We start from the raw sequence: 18,214 nt of genomic DNA on the forward strand, positions 1-18,214 counted from the left end.
TTGTATTCGCTTAATCCCGCACTTTAACTTATCATTGCGTCTGTATGCAAGAGGACATATTAATACAGATCAGCAATAAAATAAAGCAAGCCCGGAAATCGAAAAACGCCACCGTACAAGAACTGGCCGATTTGGCCAAGGTGAGCAAGGGGCTGATTTCACAAGTCGAAAATAGCCGCACGATTCCCTCGCTGCCGGTGCTGTTCTCCATCATCCGCGCCCTGAACCTGGACCTGAACGACTTTTTTAAAGACGTTACCCTCATGGCGGATGTTCCCAAGGTGATCACCAAAAAGCCGAAGGACTATCAAAAATTCGAAAAGGAAACCACCAAGGGATTTACCTACAAAAGGATCCTCACCAAAGAAATTGGCAATCTTCCCATCGACATCGTGCTGTTGGAACTGAAACCCGGCGCCAAACGCAAGGCCTATGTGAAAACGGAAGCCTATGAATATAAGTACATCATCAAAGGCTCGATCCGCTACACGATCGGCGAAAAAGAATATGTATTGAAGTCCGGCGATTCACTGTTCTTCGACGGCCGCGAGGAGCACACGTTGGCTAACATCGGAAAATCGACAGCGGAGATGTTGGTGGTGTATTTCTTTATACCCAGCTAGAAAATTCCGTTTAAAAGAAACAGCATGACCTGCACGAGGTCATGCTGTGTGGTTTCTATTTGAACAAAACATCTTTCATCGATGTGTCTTTCTTGATTTTTTCTTGTTTGGTCTTTTTTACCTCCGCCCGGGAGAAGAAACTAAATAAGGGAACGTCGACGCTGAGGAAGATCCTCGCGGAGAACATGGATTCGGATATTTCGGCGTTTGTGGCCGTGATCTTCCTGAGCTGGGGTCCGTATTGCAAACCGCCACCGATCGATAGCGGAGAATTCTTGATACCGTAGATATAAAACACCCCCGGCGCCAATATATTTTCCCAGGTAAACTCCGGTAGCTTTTCGGTGTCGTCGTCATTGATCCGGAAGGCAGTCACTGCACCAATGTCGATCACGGAGATGAATAAGGAATGAGACGAACCGGTGACGACGCGTGAACGTTTTTGGCCGCCCTTCGTGTACGTCATGTATTCATTCCGGTCGGCAGTTTTGCGATTACTGGCCCTTAGCGTATCCTTTCGATTGCCCCAGTTAAATCCCAGGCCGATGGGTGCAGTGAATGCGATCACGCCTGTAGTGGGGGAGACATTTGTATTGGCAGTTGGAGTGTCTTGCCGGAATTCCATACCCAGTGCCAGACCAGGATAGGCATTGAGACTTATCTCCGAAAGGGTATTTCGTTTGATCTTATAGCTACCAACGGGCAACGCAGCAATGTCTAGTGCTTCTTTCACATCCTGGCCGCTCTTGGCCTGGGCAACGTTCGCGATGAAGGTGCCATATTTGTTCAGGATGTCATATAGGTTAGGGTTTTTCGTTTTCAGCCCGGTCGCTTCCACTGTTTTTAGGAGTTCCACAACAACAAGCCCATACTTCTCTTCTTTAGCAAGGAGGTATATGTTGACGAGGTGATCTCCTAAACCCAATGCCGTCTGGATCTTTGCTTGCGTGGCTGAATCAAGGAAAGGTTTTAGCTGAACAGATAGCGTTGCGATACTGGGGCGTAAGCGCTTTACGAGGGCGGCGATATCCTTTTTCTCTGGATTATTATTGAATTCCTTAACGGCAGCAACAATATCTGTAAAGGGTTTGACCAGCCCAAGAAGATCGGAGGCTGTCTTGTTATTTAAAACATCATAGGCAGAAGTGGATGAGGTAACCGCGGATGCGGCCAACGAAGCGTGGTTCTTTTCTAAAAATAATCCCCAGAAAGCTTGTGCATAAAGAGGATCCTGGAATTTTTTAAAAAAGCCGCTCACGTCAGATGAATTTATAAATGTGCCATCTGTATTTCTCAATGCATTTGCAAAAGTCGAAACGATCTTGAAATAACCCTGAGGCGATTGGTTGCCAATGCTGTCGTAATATGGATTCGACACTATTTCTGCCAAGGCGCTCAAAGGATTTTCAGCCTGTGGTATCTTATTGGTAATTTCATCATAGATCAAAAAAAGGCTGTTGAGCTCTGGTGTATTCTTTCCTAGATTTTTCTCAACGAAGGGGATCACATTTTGCGAAGCATTGTCCAGGTCGTCTTTGAAAGCCTCCTTTAATGCGGTCAACAAGGCCTTGTAGTCAAATACGTTGGCATAGGTCTGTAATACATCGTAGGTCTTGGGGAATAGCTGGCTGAAATGATAAGTCGATTCCTCCTCCGTTAATTTACGCCTGAAACTTTCAAGATAACGCATGGTTAATTCCTCCTTGAAACGCTCGGCAATAAAAATTCCAAGACCGTCGGCAACGGTTTGTGCAGGAAAAAGGGACGAAAGACCGCCTTGGGGCAGGGCCGCTGGCGGTCCTGCTACGCCGTTGACCCCTATTTTTTCAAGCGGTTTCTTTTCTGTGATTTCCTTTTTTATTAGCTCCCACATGTCGTTGGTTTTTAAAAGCTGACTCAGAAATTTATTGCCTTCAATGCGCTTGATGAATGCCGGGACATCTTCCACGATCGGCAAGGTCTCGCCGCTCACATAATAGCGAAGAATGACCAGGCAATCGTTTACGTTTTTGTCATCCACCGCTTTTTTTAATTTTGCGGCATCGACGCCTATAACTCCCGTTGCGACGAGTTGAGCGTGGCAGTACGTCATCGTGAAGAGTAATGCCAAAAGGGTTAGTGTCTTTTTCATACTCAAATGATTTGTTGGTTAACTTTATTCAATATGGTACCCATCGGGATGGCATACGTAAATTCATCGGTCGATGCCAGGACAATACCCAACGCGCGATTTTGTTCATCGAAGAGCAATGAGCCCGAGTCGCCACCAGCGGCAATACTGGTGTCTATTCCGAAGTCCGTGTGGGCGAGCTTCAACAAGCCACGCATGTTCACGGTCGTGTCGTTTTCAAAAAGTACGGGACAGGTTTCGTCTACTGCTTTGAGAAATCCAAAGCCATTGTCGGTGACGGCCCCCTGGAAATGTACAAGGTCGCCAAGGTCGTCGTGCGACGGCGTGTGGGCGGTTAGCCCGGAAGGTGCTACTTGTTCTCTTGGTTTGATCAGGGCGATGTCAAGGGTGTCATCCTGGTAACCATAGAACCAAGATGCGTGTTTTTTTTCATGCCGGAGGGTAAGGTTTACATTTTCGTCAAGGTTTTTGTCGTTTATTTTATCCGGCTCAAAGTTTCCGCTCAACAACACGTGCGCACAGGTAAGTACAGATTCGGTCCCATTCTCATCGCGCAGGCCACACGCTATGCTACCGATGTAGTTGGCCTCATTAACATGGCTGACTTTGCCCACCTTTACCCGGGCAACGGGTTTGTTCTCTGATATCTTAACCGGAATACCTTCTTTTTGAAAAATGGTTTCCAACTGCCGCTTTATTTCGTCGGTCACTTCCTTGTTGAAGTGTAGATTGATTAGAATTTTTTTTCCCGCAGAGGTCAGTTCCGCCTCCACGTTTGCGCTTTCAAAACCGGGATACTTTTTCAGGATGTCGAACTTTGTTGTGAGGAAGGCTTTGATCTGGGTGGGCGTCAGGTTGCCCGGGGTGGTCGAGGTCTGTGGCTGTGTTATCTCCGTCAGGTTTCTGCGCAGGTTCTTTACTTGCAGTAAATTGTCCAGCAGATCGTGAAAGAATTTCGATCCGAACGAAAGAAAAAAAGCCGTTAGCGCGAAGCCGATGCCGGTAATAAAACGAAAGCTGAAGTACGCTTCATTGATGGTGATCTCACCGTTCGTAAAGAAAAAAGGTTCGATCGGCTTGGCTTTGCCGATCTGGGTAGGATCTGCGATCAGGCTTAAAAAGTCTGCGTTGAAAACATACGCCACAACAAAACCAACCAGGAAGCTCAACAACGTAACTTCCCGTTCCTGCAGGTAAGGATCGGCCGATACAATGCCTTTGGTTTTTTGAACGTTCTGCAGGATGCGGAATTTTCGTGTGACGGCATATTTTCTTGTGGAAGAAAGATTGGCCACCGTGAGGGCTATGATCGCCGTGTTGATGGCCAGCAAGGCGATGAACACGACGATGCTCAGGGGCCCGCTTTGAAAGGAATCCACAATCGGAATGTAGAAGAACAAACCCACCGCGATCAGGATCAGCCGGAACGTGTGAGGATACATGCGAATGACCTGCGTGAGCTTTTCGGTGATGACGCTGAGGATAAAAAGAATGCCCAGCGTGTAGATCAGGAGATCCAACAGATCGTTTCCCGCCGGGATTTGTAACAAAGGAGGAATGTGTGATGTGAGTTTTTCGATCATGATGTTTTTGCTGATTTTTTCTTCAGGTTGGTTAAAAATATAGACTCATAAAATTTATCCCATTGCTATGAAAGATCCGCTGCACGATCTCCGAAGAAGAGATCTGGTTTCCGATCTGTAAGTTTTTGCCGAATTCACTCATGTAGTTGAACGCATAGCGCTCCACATAGGCCTCGAGGTGAACCAGCGCCTCGGCCGTAAGATATCCATTGAGGGGATTGATGATGCCCTCGAAATCGGAACCGATAGCGAGACAATCCCAGGCGGGCAAATGGTTCCGGTCCAGCAACTCGCCCACGTGTTGGATCTGGTTCCACAACAGCTCGGCGCGGTAGTGCCGGATCTTGCTCATGTGAATGGAGTGCTTCACGGCCTGCAAGGTTTGTTTATTGGCCACCCGGCGTTCGTCCAACTGCAACCCGAAGATACCTTTCGAGCGCGCCACTTGCACGATCTCGTCGTCGTAAAAATTGATGTCTTCTTGCAACAATTTGCTGGCGGTATGTTGTGCCAGGGGATCCATGGTTTTGTCGTTCATCGACTTCAGGCCATTGGCGGCGCCGTGGCTTACCATGATGGGAATATCCTGCCCGGCATAGGGAGGCGCGGAGAGGATGTTGAAATACTGAGCCCTTGCCTTGGCGCTCATGTGTTTGATGTCGATATAGATACGCTTTCCATTGTCGCGGCTCAACACGGCGTCCAACACCGCGAGGCCTTCGGTGCTGAATCCTTCGCCCAGTCCGTCGCTTTGATCGGTCGCCTCGCCTACGATGCCGGTGAGACTTTTCGCCTGACCGCACAGGAAGTTGTTGAAGTGGTGTGCAAACGTGACAAAGAGCGGCGGGTATTTCCACTGCTTGATCTTCCTTACGTTTTCAACCAGCGACGGCAGATTCAGGGGTGCGGTGTGATCGGTGTTCAAGGTGTGAAGGCCCTCGATGCTCATGACGACAAACACGATCTGGTCGCGCATCGGATCGTTTTGAAGGATGCCTTGCATTTCTGCAAAGTTCCGGATGAGTTTATATTTAAAGGTGCCCGACACGGTCTTCACCGGCTTGTCATCCAGCGACTCATAAAATTTGTATTCGCGTTCCAGGTCTTCAAAATAATTCCGGTTGTTTTGAATGAAATCGACCCGTTCTTTTCCAACGCCGGTAATGAAATCGTTCACCAGGTCGCTGAGAATGCCTTCACCCAATTTGTTTTTGAAAAATCCCTGTTCAATGGGATAGAGCGAAGCACAAACGAGGCGCACATCGCCAAAGGAGAGCGTAGAGAAATCGGCTTGTGAAAATTTAGAGATCCCACTGATCATCTGAAGGCCACGCTCGAACAAATTTGGTGAATCATAGAACCAGGCGCTTGTTTGCTTGGAGGCATTGGGGTTGTTGATGCCGATGGTGCCCGCGGTGAAACCTTTTCCATAGGGTTTCATGGAAGGATGGCAGTGGAAGTCGATGTAGAAGGGTGTCATTTTATTTTATCGATTTTGATTAGACTTCATGCATAGCAAAAACTGTTTTCAGGTACCCCGGGACCAGGGATACACGGAAGGGAAATATCAACTCGTGTTTAAACGCGAAAACGCAAAGCCCATCTTTTCCGAACTTGGTTTAGGAGTCGGAACAAGATGGGCTCTGAAATCGAAGCTAGGGAATGAATTACATTTCCACAATACCTGACTTCAGTTTAATTCAAGATGCGTCTTCCTGTGAAAGTGCCTCACCGGACATCAATGTACCATCGCATTGGGTTCGAACGTCAGCGCTTGCAGCAAGGTCATGAAGGGTCGGGTGCAAGTGGTGCACAACAAGTCCTCCATTTTACCTTTCCGAAATTCAAGATCATTGAAGTGGTGTATAACCGGGGGATTCATCAGGTCGGGAATATCAATGCCCGTCAGGAATGCGGAAAGGCCGGAACTTACCCCCACGTGTAGAAAGCTTGTGCCGGTTTCGAAGCGGTGGCAACCGGTACAGGTGTTCAACGAAAAATGATGACGGGTTTCCAGTGCAACACCCGGTGCCGTCCATCTGTTGTTTTCGCTGCGGGCCTTGGCGCCCAGGAACGGCACCGGGAGGTGGGTCACCTGGTCTTCGACTGTCAGCGGCACGCGATGCTTGTCGGCGAGCACATCAGCTTCGTTCGCATTGATCCACGCTACGAGGTTGTTCACATCCGGCGGGGTGTCGACGGCGGAGGCTTCGTTATATTTTTCGATAGGCTCTTGTGCCGTGGTGGAAAGTATAAATTTATGGGTGAGCGAATCCAGTTTGAACTCTCGCATTTCCCACTTGTCGTCCGTGTTGCCGCTAAACACGATGTCGTTGGTCCGCATTTGGTTCAGCGCGCTGCCGTTGGTGCGGGTAGGGGCGGCGTTAGCGGTGGCGAATACGTCGGTAATGGCTTTTAGCGCGGTTTTGTAGGCCGGCGATCCGAGGGTTTGGGTTTTGAGGTCGTACCATTTTTGACCAAAGGCTTTTACCTGGGCGCAGGTGTGCAACGGTATCCCATATTCGAGAATGATGGTGGTGCCGGGCAGGATTGGGTCGAGGGTTTCTGGATTCAATGCGATAAATATGAAGCGTCCTTCACCACTGTTGGTCATTCCATAGCCCATGTTGCCTCGCAGGTCGAGCCGGTTCACAATGGCGCTGAGTTGCATGGGAAAATGGCTGGGATCAAGCGGCTTGGTCTGCCAGTTGGTGGCGTCGAAGCTGCCTTCCGGGCTGCCACTGGCGATCACGGCAAACTTGATCAACTGATAGATGTCGGGCCGTGCGTGCGCTACGTCGGTGTTGGCGGTCGCGTCGTGCTGCATGGCCAGGAGCCAGCTTTTCAAAAGGTCTTCGCCCGTCACACCGGTCACCGGCGTATTGGCAATGGCGGTTATCAATGTGCCAAACGACCAGACCGAGTTGGCTTCGGCACTGTGGATCACATTGCTGTGAACTACCATCAAGGAGTGTTCGGAAGACACGTCCAGCAGGAGATGGCACAGGGAGATCGTTGGAACAGGTATTCGTTTGCCGTCTCTAAAGCCATCGGGATCGAAGTCCTTTAGAAAGGAAATATCTCGCGCAACGATTTCCCGCCCCTTGAACCCCGTGGACAATTCTTTCTCCAGCTTGCCCCGGTTTTTATTCAATTCGTCAAGTTCCCGCTGCAACGCGTCCAGGTCCTCGTGGAGGGCGATGGAGAATTTTCCATCGTCAGCAACTTCATCCACGCCACGGCCATCGTCGCGTAGCGTGACGTTGCCGGTGGAGAGTTGGATCGCGTGATACTTCGATCGGATCGCACCTTTGTTAAACTCAGCCACAATTAGCAAGTTGTTTTCTTTATCCTTCAGTTTTTGAATGCTCACGGCTTTCGCCAGTGGCGGATTCATTTCAAGGGACGGATCGACCTTGATGTCTTGAGGTAACTCGGATCCACGAATGACCGGCACGTCACCGTGCCGTAGTTTGTCGTTCTGACAGGCAAACGGTAAAACGGTCAGCAACAGCAACACGAAAGCAAGCACACAGGATTTTCGAAAGCGTCTGGACGCAAAAGGAGGGGTTTTCATAACGAGAGAGGGTTAAGGGGTTTTATTAAGTTTAAACACAAAAGCCCATCTCCTGCAATGCAGGAAAGATGATCTCGATATTCGAAGGTAGGCGAAAAAAATGAAGGGACTTGGCTGCCGATGGCGTTGCGCGAGGGGATGAACGATTTGTACAAGAAGTTGAAACAAAAATCGCAGATGTGACTGACTCCGTGGGGTCTCGGAAGTAAAGGCCATCCCCGGAAAATGGTGAACGCTGAGGGCCATCGCCGTCGGCAGACTTGTGTATTAATTATTGAGTACATAGTCGCCATGTCGATACGGCAACTGGCGCCGATATACGAGCAAGCCTTTGGTCTTAATCTTTCATTCCTAAACGCAGCCGTAACAATGGAGTGAACTTCAGTTAACACTAGAGGGGTATACTTACGGGGACAATCAAACCCTCATACCCCCTAACCATGAAAAGAACCTTTACTCTCTTCTCTTCCAAGCGTATGTGCAACGGCCGGCCGTTGCCACCCCTGCAGGCCTCGCGGCTCGGGCAAATGCTCCTCATCATCCTATTCCTGTTCACGACGGTTTGCGTGCAAGCCCAGATCACGTTGCTACAGGATTATCAAAACAATCATTCCGCCGCCATTGGAACCTTCCAGGGCATCAACTTTCGCGAAGCCGGCTTCTCCGGACTCTATGCCATTCCCGGCACCAATGGAAAAGAATTCTGGACGCTCTCCGACAGAGGCGTCAACGTAGATGCGGCCAACGCCAACCCTGCCGCGTGTCGTCCCACCTATGACAAGATCTATGGTTTCCCCTCGTATGCACCCAAGATCCATCGCATCCGGGTCAACGGCGACTCGGTGCAGATCCTACAGACCATCACCATGAAACGTCCCGACGGCACCAATGCTACCGGTATCATCAACCCGACGGGCTTTGGCAGCACGGCCCAGGAAATGGCTTCGACTGACACGGTGTTGAACTGTGCCAACTTCAATCTGAAGATCGCTCCCAAAGATGTGTGGGGCATCGACTCCGAAGGTATCGTGCGCGATGGCGACGGTAACTTCTGGGTGTGCGAAGAGGGTGGACCCACCGTGTGGAAGATCAGTCCCAACGGTGTGGTGTTGAAACGCTTCACGCCCTATGCCAACATGGCCGGCGCCCAACCGCAGGACGTGCAGATCGATACCGTATTCAAGTATCGCAAAAACAACCGCGGCTTCGAAGGCATCTCGATCACGCCCAGCGGAAAGATCTATGCCATCATCCAAAGCCCCGTACTCTACCCGAATAAAAGCGTAGGCGAAGGCACGCGCATCCATCGCATCCTCGAAATAAATCCTGTCAACAACGCGACGCGCATGTTTGCCTATGTGAACGACGGCATCATCGGCACCGGTGGCAACCAGATCCGCCTCCGCGATTGGAAGATCGGCGACATGGCGGCCATCAATGACCATTCCTTCCTCGTGCTGGAAGCAGCCTTGCGCGGCACGACGGACATCAAAAGAATATACCGCATCGAACTGAGCGGTGCCACGCCCGTGACCTCTGCACTCTACAATGGCCTCACCCTCGAAGCGCTCGTCGACACCACGGGCCTTAGTGCACAAGGCATCAAGCCCGTGAAGAAGACGCTGGTCATGGACCTGCTGGCCAACGGATGGCCGTCGGTGTTGGACAAGGCCGAAGGACTCGCCATTCTCAACGACAGCACGATCGCCATCACGAACGACAATGATTATGGCCAGTCGTCGCCATTGGAAAATGGTATCGCTACCGCCACCACCAACAAGAGCCATGTGTTTGTCTATCGCTTGTCGGGTGCCAACAAGCTGGAAGGTTACCAGGCCAGTTGTCAATTGTCGGCTGAAGAAATTTCGGGGCCTGCTAATGCCTGCGCCTTCATGGGCAACTTGGGCGAAGTGGCCACCTATAGCGTAGTGGCCACGAACGGCGCTGACTTTGCGTGGACGTTACCGAAGCAGGCCACGCTGGTGTCCGGTCAGGGTACCAACACCATTCGCGTTAAATTCCTCCGCGGCTTTGTTGGCGGAACCATTGGCGTGAAGATCACCAGTACCTGCGGCACCGATGTGGTCACCCGTTCACTGAACATAACGAAGTCATTGCCGGCCACACCGGAGACGATCAATGGCCCCTCCAGTGTATGCGACTTTGTCGGCACCTCCACGCAAGCGACTTATTTTATCGAGACCACGGAGGACGTCGTTGAATATCGTTGGACCGTCCCCGCGCAGGTTGCCCTGGTCGGCGGGCAAGGCACAGATTCCATACAAGTCATCTTTACTTCCCGGTTCAAAACGAGCGACATTAAAGTGAAGGCCATATCCGGTTGTGGCACGAGTGCTTTCCGCACGCTGGCATTGTCTTCCACACCTCCGGCAAAACCCGGTGCTATTGCAGGTCAAAGCTATGCCATCTGCAGTCCGAACAATATAGTGACCTACAGCGTCGCCCCGGTTCCCCAGGCAACATCCTACCAATGGACGACCACCGTACCCGGCGCGATCATCTCCGCCACAGGCAACGAAGCCACGATCACTTTCCCGCCCTTTGTTAGCGGCCTCGTGACGGTGGCAGCGGTCAACGACTGCGGCACCAGTGCAGCCCGTACGTTGACGGTCCACTCCAAAGCAGCCACCCCCGGCAGCATTCATGGTCCATCCGAAGTTTGTCAAGGAACGCTTCAAACCTTTAGCATCGATACGCTGGCCGGCGTGTTGTACTACGACTGGTCGGTACCCAAAGGCAGCGTGATCCAATCCGGTGTGGGCACAGCCTCCATCACCGTACAGATCGGCTCCGAAAGCGGTGCTGTAAAAGTACGTGCCGTCACCGGCTGCGACGTGGGTACCAACGCCAAGCTCGACCTGGAAGTGAAACGCTGCCACGGCGGCCCTACACGTTGTGACCTCGTCCTCTATCCCATCCCGACCAAAGGACAACTCTACTTCCGCTTCGACACCGACGAGAAAGTGACCTTCCAGGTAGCCATCACCCACGCGATCACGGGCACCACCGTCTTCCGCACCACGGGCACGGTTGACCCTGATGACAATACTTACGCCGCTGATCTCTCCCAACTTCCGAACGGTTACTACATCGTCCACGTAACCTCCGGTTCGTTCAGCCGCCATCAACGCATAGAGATTAAACGTTAGCGATTTGGATTTACGGTTTAGAAAAAGAAGCAGCCCCCGGGCTGCTTCTTTGTTTTTGTTCACGTGGTAAAAAAACAAATCAGACCACCTGGACAATTCACTCCGATTCAAATGCCCGCAAAGAACCGATCCGCCACACTTGGACCCATCATAAAGTAAGTCTTCAGACTTACTTCAATATCACAACTATATCACTAATATTACCTTTTAAGATGATATACTAACCCGTTGCGTATACGCCATGAGAAAAGGTATTACTGTATTATATCTATTTGTGCTTTTGGCGGGCTTTTCGCTTAAAGCACAAACGGATCATTCAGGGATTGCTGTCACTGACAAGTTTATATGGGTCAGCACCGGAAGACTTCACAAGTTTGATAAGACCACGGGGGAGCGCCTGGAAAAGAATAGCGGTAGCTCCGTCACCTATTTTCTTATGACAAAGGATCACAAGGGAAATCTGGTAGTTGCCGGCAGCGACCATAACATCTGGAGACACATCGATCAAACGAATACGAGGGAGGTTTTGGCTAGATTTAATGGAAGACCCTATGGGATGGTGCTTGACAGTCGCGACAATATCTATTTCATCACCGACAAGGGAATAGAGGAGGAGCAAACCGGCGAGGTCTACTTCTCCAACGTCTCGTTGAACAACCAGATTCGCATCCGAGACAATTGGGGCAATCCGTATTGTTATTATATCGATAAGCAGGACCGGATCTGGCTGGGTTTTGGTTATGGTGAATGGGGTGGGAATTTGTTCATTTTTGATACGGTCAGCAAAACATTTTTAACCCCCGACCTCAACGATTTTAGAATTGCCCTCTGGCCGATCAAATCCTTCTTTGAAGATAACGACGCGGTCTATGCATCCGCGGGGCTGCAGCACATGATGACCAGCGGCATCATCGTCAGATTCGACAACCTGAAGGCGTCGGTGTTATTGGAAAGCCGCGAAAAAATGAAAGACGGGAACATGGCGCCAGGAGAATACATTGGACCGGCTACATTTAGTCCGGCTGACAGCTCCATTTGGTTTTACTCCCAGCACGGAGTTTTCAAAGGAAATAAAAACAAGGATCTTTCGAAGCTGGAGAATTGGCAACTCATTTTTAAACCGAAACTCAGTTGGCAATATGGACAACCCTATGCCGTAGGTTCTCCCATGAACGTCACCCGCTTGATCGCTATCGATAAAACAAGGTTTGTCCTGCTCTCTGTCAACGACGGCGCTTTTTATTATGATGGAACGCAGTTCAAGAAATTGGATTAATACAACCTACGACCGAATCGACTTTGATTTTTTACCAAGGGTTCCATTGAGCGCGCACTCATGAAGTTTTTAACGCACCCGCATTTGCATAAACGTCTGGATGAAATAAAAAATACAGGGCGTATGCTGAGGATACTTCTGATTCCGAAGGTGGTGTTGATTAAGTTCGCGAAGCCTGCACGTGGTTGATGGAACATGCAAGTGACAATTATCGGTAACGTTCTCGTTCCGCGCTCGTCCAACTTTGTGATCAGCTTCAAAAAGATTTCAGCCCGCCCGTTGCAATGCGCTGGATATGAATGCTTTGCCAAAGAATAAAATCTCTGGTCAACGGCCTTTCCAGCCCTCAAACGTTGCCAAATTTTGAACAAACGATTGCATTTATTAAACGTTATGCATACACTTGTTTGAAAATTCCAGGTTTAGGCTGGGCACTTATAACCGCAGAACGGATGCAGGAAGACTACGAATGGAGCGAGCAGGATCTGATAGTGGCATTGCAAAATAGCGATGCCCGGGCGTATAATGTCATCTTCAAACAATATTGGAAAACGTTATATCACCAGGCCTACACCAAACTGCAGTCGCATGAGATTGCCGAAGAGATCGTGCAAGATCTGTTCCTCACGCTGTGGGAAAAACGCAGCACCTTGTTGATCTCCAATTTGCAGCACTACCTGAAAGCCTCCCTGCGCAACAAATGCATCGACCACATCCGCGCCCGGATGGTGAAAGACAAATACTGGACCTACTACAAAACGTTCATCCCACGCCAAACCAACAACACCCAGGAGATGGTGACCTACAACAACCTGGTGGAAGCCTTGGAGAGTGGCATGGCCCGTCTCCCCGAAAAAACAAAAGCCATCTTCTCCCTGAGCCGCTTCGAAGGCCGCTCCGTCGCCGACGTCGCCAAAGACCTCCAACTCTCCGAAAAAGCCGTAGAATATCACCTCACCAAATCCCTCAAAGTCCTCAAAGTCTACCTAAAAGACTTCGTCTTCCTCTTCCTCCTCTTTCTCCTCTGATCCCCAGTCCGCTAAAATACCCGACGCCTGCCCGCTGCCCAGCTCCAGGCCCCTTCGCTATTTGCCTCCTGGCTACTGACTACTGGCTACTGAATGCCGAGAAAAAGATCCTGACTCCCGACTCCTGATTTCTGACCCCTAATTTTTTTCCGAAATCGATTTAGGGATTCCCCCGGCTTCCTCGTCTTCTACTGATATATGCGCGAAAACCCCATCCCCCGAAAGGAATTTGACAAAATCCTCGTCAAGTATCAAAAAGGCACCTGCACTCCCGAAGAGCAGGCCCTGGTGCAGCAATGGTATGATTCGATTGGAAAGGACGTAAACTTTTCCATGGATGAAGACCGGCAGCAGCAACTGGAGGAGAGCCTGTGGCAGAAATTGTCGTTCCGCATGCACGACCAGAAAGAGAAAGAGTCGCTGGGCGGTTACTGGAAGATCGCCGGTGTGGCCGCAGCCCTTTTCATCTGTGTGGGCGTGGGGTTCTATCTCGGCAAGCGCAAGATGGGAGAAGGCAACTTTGAAATAGCCTCCGGAACAGAAACGGTCATCACCAACGATGAAAACGAACCCAAGGTGGTGACACTGGAGGACGGCAGCGTCGTCACCCTCCAACCATCGAGCACCATTCGGTTGGCCAAGCCCTTCAAAAAAGAGCGGCGTGAACTGCAGTTGACCGGGATGGCCTTTTTCGAGGTGGCCCACGATCAACAGCGACCGTTCCTCGTCTACACCAAGAACGTGATCACCAAAGTGCTCGGCACCAGCTTTTCGGTGCAGGCTGCGAAAGACGATCAGGCCATCGTGGTGGCCGTTCGGACCGGACGCGTTTCGGTGTCGCGCCAGGTGGAAAAGAATTTTGGTTTAACCAAATCGGTAAAGGAAGAGGCGATCCTGGTGCCCAATCAAAGAGCCATTTTCAACCTGAAGGAGGAAAAGGTGACCACCACGTTGGTGGAGGATCCCCAGCCCGTGGCCAAGACCGAAAAAGCGCAGGTGTTGAAGTTTGACGAGAAGCCCGTGGTGGCCATTCTGAAAACACTGGAGAAAATGTATGCCGTGGAAATCTTGTATGACGAAAAGACGCTGCAATCCTGCGAACTCACGACGGTGTTTTCGGAAGAGGGACTCTATGAGCGGTTGAGAATTATTTGCAAAGCCATCGATGGGACCTTCGAAGTGCAGGGCACCCGCATCGTTTTACAAAGCCATGGCTGCGCGAACTAAAAGGGACAATATCAAAATGACATACTACCCAACTTTAACCAAGACCCTATGAGATAATTCTATCTGACCAAAAAAAGCAGGCCGATAATGTTGCAGCATTACCGGCCTCATACCGGGTTTTTCCAAGGGATGAACTCGGCGTTCGTTTTTGAATTGTTACACTCAAAACCTATTAAAGGTATGAATAAACCTATTCCTAAAAAAATTATTGCTCTTATGAGATTAACGTTGATACAAGCAGTAATGGCTGGCATTTTCAGCGTATGGGCCTATGGGTTCGAATCGAAGGGTCAGGAAATATTGGACCGGAAGATCTCCGTGCACGTTGAAAAGAAAAGTATCAAGTCTGTTCTTCAGTTCATCGAACAGGAAGCACAGGTAAAGTTTACCTATCAGTCACAACTCATCCGTTCGATCGGGCCTGTATCCATGGCGATCTCGGACGTAAAGGTGAGCGACGCCCTGGCCGAACTGCTTGGCCCCAGCATTTCTTACGAAGTGGATGGCAACCAAATCATTCTGAAACCCGCTCCCGCCGTTGAGGAGCCCGCCAGCAGCTACGAACAAGCCGTGCGCATGCAAAGCGTGGTTACCGTAACCGGCCGGGTGACCGACACCGATGGTCAACCTTTGCCCGGCTCGAACGTGGTGGTGAAAGGCTCGAACTCCGGGGTGACCTGCGACGCCGATGGCAAGTTCACCCTCGCGGTTCCCAACGAAGAATCCGTATTGGTCATTTCCTTTATCGGTTATGCATCCCAGGAGATCGTGGTTGGTTCGCAAACCGTTATCAACGTGACCATGGTTCCCGAATTGCAATCGCTCAGCGAAGTGGTGGTAGTTGGTTATGGTACACAGCGCAAGCAGGACGTTACCGGATCGATCTCTTCCATCAAGGGAGATGATTTGAAAACACAAGGTTCCAACACCATCCAAAAATCATTACAAGGCCGTGCGGCCGGCGTGCAGGTTGAATCTGCCGGTGGCGAGCCTGGTTCGGGTGTGAAAATTTTGATCCGTGGTACCGGCTCGTTGAACAGCAACAACCCGCTCTACATTGTGGACGGTGTTCAGGTGGACAACATCAATAACCTCAACCCTTCGGATGTTCAGTCGATGGACATTCTCAAAGACGCATCGGCGGCGGCCATCTACGGTTCGCGTGCTTCGAACGGCGTGGTGCTGATCACTACGAAATCGGGAGCGGAAGGCGACATCAAGATCGATTTCAATTCCTATGTCGGGGTTGCGAACGTAACGAAAAAGATGGACGTTTTGAACGCGACTGACTGGGCTGCTGTGAGCAACGCCGCCCACGACAACGCAGGCCTCGCGCGTCTGGATGCAGCCAACAACCCTGCACCCACAACGGCCGGCACCGACTGGCAGAAGCAGATCTATCACACGGCACCCGTGCAGAACTATACACTCTCCGCCGGTGGTGGTGGAAAGAACTACAACTTCAATGTGTCGGGCGGATACCTCAACCAGGATGGTATCGTGAAGAACAGCAACTATGAGCGCATCAACCTGCGCATGAAATCGGAATTCACCAAAGGCATTTTCAAATTTGGACAAAGCTTTATCCTGAGCCGCGAGAATGCCAGACCGCAGCCTCCGGGCTTGGGTGGACAAGGTGGAAACCCGGTTGAAGCCGCGACGAAGATGATCCCCGTATTCAACGTATACGACCCCACTGCCATTGGAGGTTATAGCGGTGCCTACGGTCCCGTAGTAGACGTGGCCAACCCGGTGGCGTCGTTGAATCTTCAAAAGATCCGGAACAACACCAACACCGCCATCCTGAATTTGTTTGCCGAGGTATCGCTTATGAAAGACCTCAAATACAAATACAATTTGGGATACACCAACACCTCGGTGAATAACTTCAACTACATTGCGCCCTATCAGGTAGGAGCCTTGTTTGTGAACCAGCTTTCCAAGCTCACCGAATTCAAAAGCCAGAACAACTACTTCCTCCAGGAGCATACCCTGAACTACAACAAAACATTTGGCAAACACAGCCTCCAGGTTTTGGGTGGTTTCACTTACCAGAACACGCAATACCGCACACTCACCGGCTATAAGACCGGTATGCCCACGGGCATCGAAGTGCTGGATGCCGGCACGGCCAATGCGTCGGTGGGAAGCAACGCCAAAGAGTACGCTTTGCTTTCTTACCTCGGACGCCTCGTGTATTCGTACGACAACCGCTACGTGATCACCGGTACGTTCCGTCGCGACGGCTCGTCACGGTTTGGTAACGGCTACAAGTATGGTACATTCCCTTCCATCGCCCTGGCATGGAACGCATCCAACGAAGACTTCTTCAGCGTGCTGGAACCGGTGGTATCGAACTTGAAAGTAAGAGCGAGCTATGGTGTGCTCGGTAACCAGGAAATCCCTGACTACCTGTATTCGCCCACCATCAACGCGAACATCAACTATGTGGTAGGACAGGATCAACACCTCTGGAACGGATCCACACAAACTGCATTTGCCACACCGAACATCAAGTGGGAAAGCTCGAAAACGTTCGACGTGGGAACCGACTGGGGTTTCTTTGGTAACAAACTGAACCTGACTGCCGACTATTTCATTCGCAAGAACACCGACATCCTGTTGCAGGTACCCCTGCCGTTGTCGTCGGGTGCCAGTGGCAGCAACCCGTATGTGAACGCCGGTAGCATCACCAATAAAGGCCTTGAATTGGCGTTGAACTACAACAATCAAGTGAACGACTTCAAGTATCAATTGATCAGTACGTTCACCGCCATCAGCAACGAGGTGACCGCTTTGGGAACCGGAAGCCAGCAGATCTTTGGCGGCCAGCCCACGCACCACGGTGCTTCCGCTACCGTGACACAAGCCGGCTTGCCCGTGGGATCGTTCTACTTGATCAAAGATGCGGGGATCTTCCAAACACAGGAAGAGATCAACGCCTACTCGAAGAACGGGCAACTCATTCAACCCAACGCCAAACCCGGCGACATCAAATTTGAAGATGCCAACGGCGACGGTGTGATCGATCAGAACGACCGTCAATATGCCGGCAGCCCGACGCCGAAATTCTCTTACGGTTTTGGTGGTAATGCCGCTTGGAAGAATTTCGACATCACCATCTTCTTCCAGGGCACACAAGGCAACAAGATCTACAACGGTTTCCGCCAGGACCTGGAAAGCATGAGCTTGGAAGAAAACTATGCAGCATCGACCAAGAATGCCTGGACGCCTACGAACACCAATACGGACATGCCGCGTGCCGTGATCAACGACCCGAACTACAACTCGCAAACGTCGACACGCTTCCTGGAAAACGGATCGTATCTCCGCTTCAAGACGTTGCAGATCGGCTACTCGCTGCCGAAGAACGTGCTGAACCGTGCGAGCATCACCTCGGCTCGTCTGTATGTGAGCTTCGACAACCTGTTTACCATCACAGGCTACAAAGGGTTTAACCCCGACATCGGTCGTCAGGATACCGGATTGCCTTACTCGGTGCTGGATCGCGGCGTGGACTTTGGACACGTGTCTTATCCGCTGCCCCGGACTTCCTTATTTGGCGTTCAACTCTCCTTCTAATCTAAAACATGAACACG

The 18,214-nt window shown here is 50.8% G+C and carries 10 protein-coding genes; 6 read left to right on the forward strand and 4 right to left on the reverse strand.

Going from position 1 to position 18,214, the window contains the following annotated elements:
* The first annotated feature begins 44 nt into the window (after positions 1–44).
* The gene (locus tag D4L85_RS19380) at positions 45–623 is read left to right on the forward strand and encodes a helix-turn-helix domain-containing protein (RefSeq protein ID WP_119755857.1); all 579 of its coding nucleotides are present in this window, start codon (positions 45–47) and stop codon (positions 621–623) included.
* Positions 624–678: 55 nt separating this feature from the next.
* Here D4L85_RS19380 and D4L85_RS19385 read toward each other — a convergent pair whose 3' ends face one another.
* The 4 genes from D4L85_RS19385 to D4L85_RS19405 form a co-directional block, all read right to left on the reverse strand.
* On the reverse strand, positions 679–2,754 hold the full coding sequence (locus D4L85_RS19385) for a hypothetical protein (RefSeq protein WP_119755858.1): 2,076 nt from the start codon (positions 2,752–2,754) through the stop codon (positions 679–681).
* Between the two features lie 2 nt (positions 2,755–2,756).
* A complete protein-coding gene (locus tag D4L85_RS19390; RefSeq protein ID WP_119755859.1) occupies positions 2,757–4,337 on the reverse strand; it encodes a serine protease family protein in 1,581 nt (526 codons plus the stop codon).
* 31 nt (positions 4,338–4,368) lie between these two features.
* Positions 4,369–5,817 carry an amidohydrolase family protein gene (locus D4L85_RS19395; protein ID WP_119755860.1) on the reverse strand — a complete coding sequence of 483 codons (1,449 nt, stop codon included), beginning with the start codon at positions 5,815–5,817 and terminating at the stop codon, positions 4,369–4,371.
* A 258-nt stretch (positions 5,818–6,075) separates the two neighbouring features.
* Entirely contained in the window at positions 6,076–7,914 is a 1,839-nt protein-coding gene (locus D4L85_RS19405) for a hypothetical protein (RefSeq protein WP_160143852.1), read from the reverse strand.
* 440 nt (positions 7,915–8,354) lie between these two features.
* Here D4L85_RS19405 and D4L85_RS19410 point away from each other — a divergent pair, with 440 nt between their 5' ends.
* The 5 genes from D4L85_RS19410 to D4L85_RS19430 all read left to right on the forward strand — a co-directional run bounded on the left by D4L85_RS19410 (position 8,355) and on the right by D4L85_RS19430 (position 18,197).
* A complete protein-coding gene (locus D4L85_RS19410) occupies positions 8,355–11,084 on the forward strand; it encodes an esterase-like activity of phytase family protein (protein WP_119755863.1) in 2,730 nt (909 codons plus the stop codon).
* A gap of 241 nt (positions 11,085–11,325) precedes the next feature.
* Positions 11,326–12,360, forward strand: coding sequence for an NHL repeat-containing protein (locus tag D4L85_RS19415; RefSeq protein ID WP_119755864.1), 1,035 nt, complete (start codon positions 11,326–11,328; stop codon positions 12,358–12,360).
* 452 nt (positions 12,361–12,812) lie between these two features.
* Positions 12,813–13,388 (forward strand): RNA polymerase sigma factor, encoded by a 576-nt coding sequence (locus D4L85_RS19420; RefSeq protein ID WP_160143853.1) that lies wholly within the window; start codon positions 12,813–12,815, stop codon positions 13,386–13,388.
* Positions 13,389–13,586: 198 nt separating this feature from the next.
* Positions 13,587–14,615 (forward strand): FecR family protein, encoded by a 1,029-nt coding sequence (locus D4L85_RS19425; protein ID WP_119755866.1) that lies wholly within the window; start codon positions 13,587–13,589, stop codon positions 14,613–14,615.
* A 216-nt stretch (positions 14,616–14,831) separates the two neighbouring features.
* Positions 14,832–18,197: a SusC/RagA family TonB-linked outer membrane protein gene (locus D4L85_RS19430; RefSeq protein WP_160143854.1), complete on the forward strand. Its 3,366-nt coding sequence runs from the start codon at positions 14,832–14,834 to the stop codon at positions 18,195–18,197.
* The last annotated feature ends 17 nt before the right edge of the window (positions 18,198–18,214 follow it).

Source organism: Chryseolinea soli (assembly GCF_003589925.1).
Classification (GTDB): Bacteria; Bacteroidota; Bacteroidia; order Cytophagales; family Cyclobacteriaceae; genus Chryseolinea; species Chryseolinea soli.

Bases quoted from the DNA above. Each gene is read 5' to 3' on its own strand.
- D4L85_RS19420 (WP_160143853.1), top strand. From the start codon at position 12,813: ATGCAGGAAGACTACGAATGGAGCGAGCAGGATCTGATAGTGGCATTG.
- D4L85_RS19405 (WP_160143852.1), bottom strand. From the start codon at position 7,914: ATGAAAACCCCTCCTTTTGCGTCCAGACGCTTTCGAAAATCCTGTGTG.
- D4L85_RS19425 (WP_119755866.1), top strand. From the start codon at position 13,587: ATGCGCGAAAACCCCATCCCCCGAAAGGAATTTGACAAAATCCTCGTC.
- D4L85_RS19410 (WP_119755863.1), top strand. From the start codon at position 8,355: ATGAAAAGAACCTTTACTCTCTTCTCTTCCAAGCGTATGTGCAACGGC.
- D4L85_RS19380 (WP_119755857.1), top strand. From the start codon at position 45: ATGCAAGAGGACATATTAATACAGATCAGCAATAAAATAAAGCAAGCC.
- D4L85_RS19390 (WP_119755859.1), bottom strand. From the start codon at position 4,337: ATGATCGAAAAACTCACATCACACATTCCTCCTTTGTTACAAATCCCG.
- D4L85_RS19385 (WP_119755858.1), bottom strand. From the start codon at position 2,754: ATGAAAAAGACACTAACCCTTTTGGCATTACTCTTCACGATGACGTAC.
- D4L85_RS19415 (WP_119755864.1), top strand. From the start codon at position 11,326: ATGAGAAAAGGTATTACTGTATTATATCTATTTGTGCTTTTGGCGGGC.
- D4L85_RS19430 (WP_160143854.1), top strand. From the start codon at position 14,832: ATGAGATTAACGTTGATACAAGCAGTAATGGCTGGCATTTTCAGCGTA.
- D4L85_RS19395 (WP_119755860.1), bottom strand. From the start codon at position 5,817: ATGACACCCTTCTACATCGACTTCCACTGCCATCCTTCCATGAAACCC.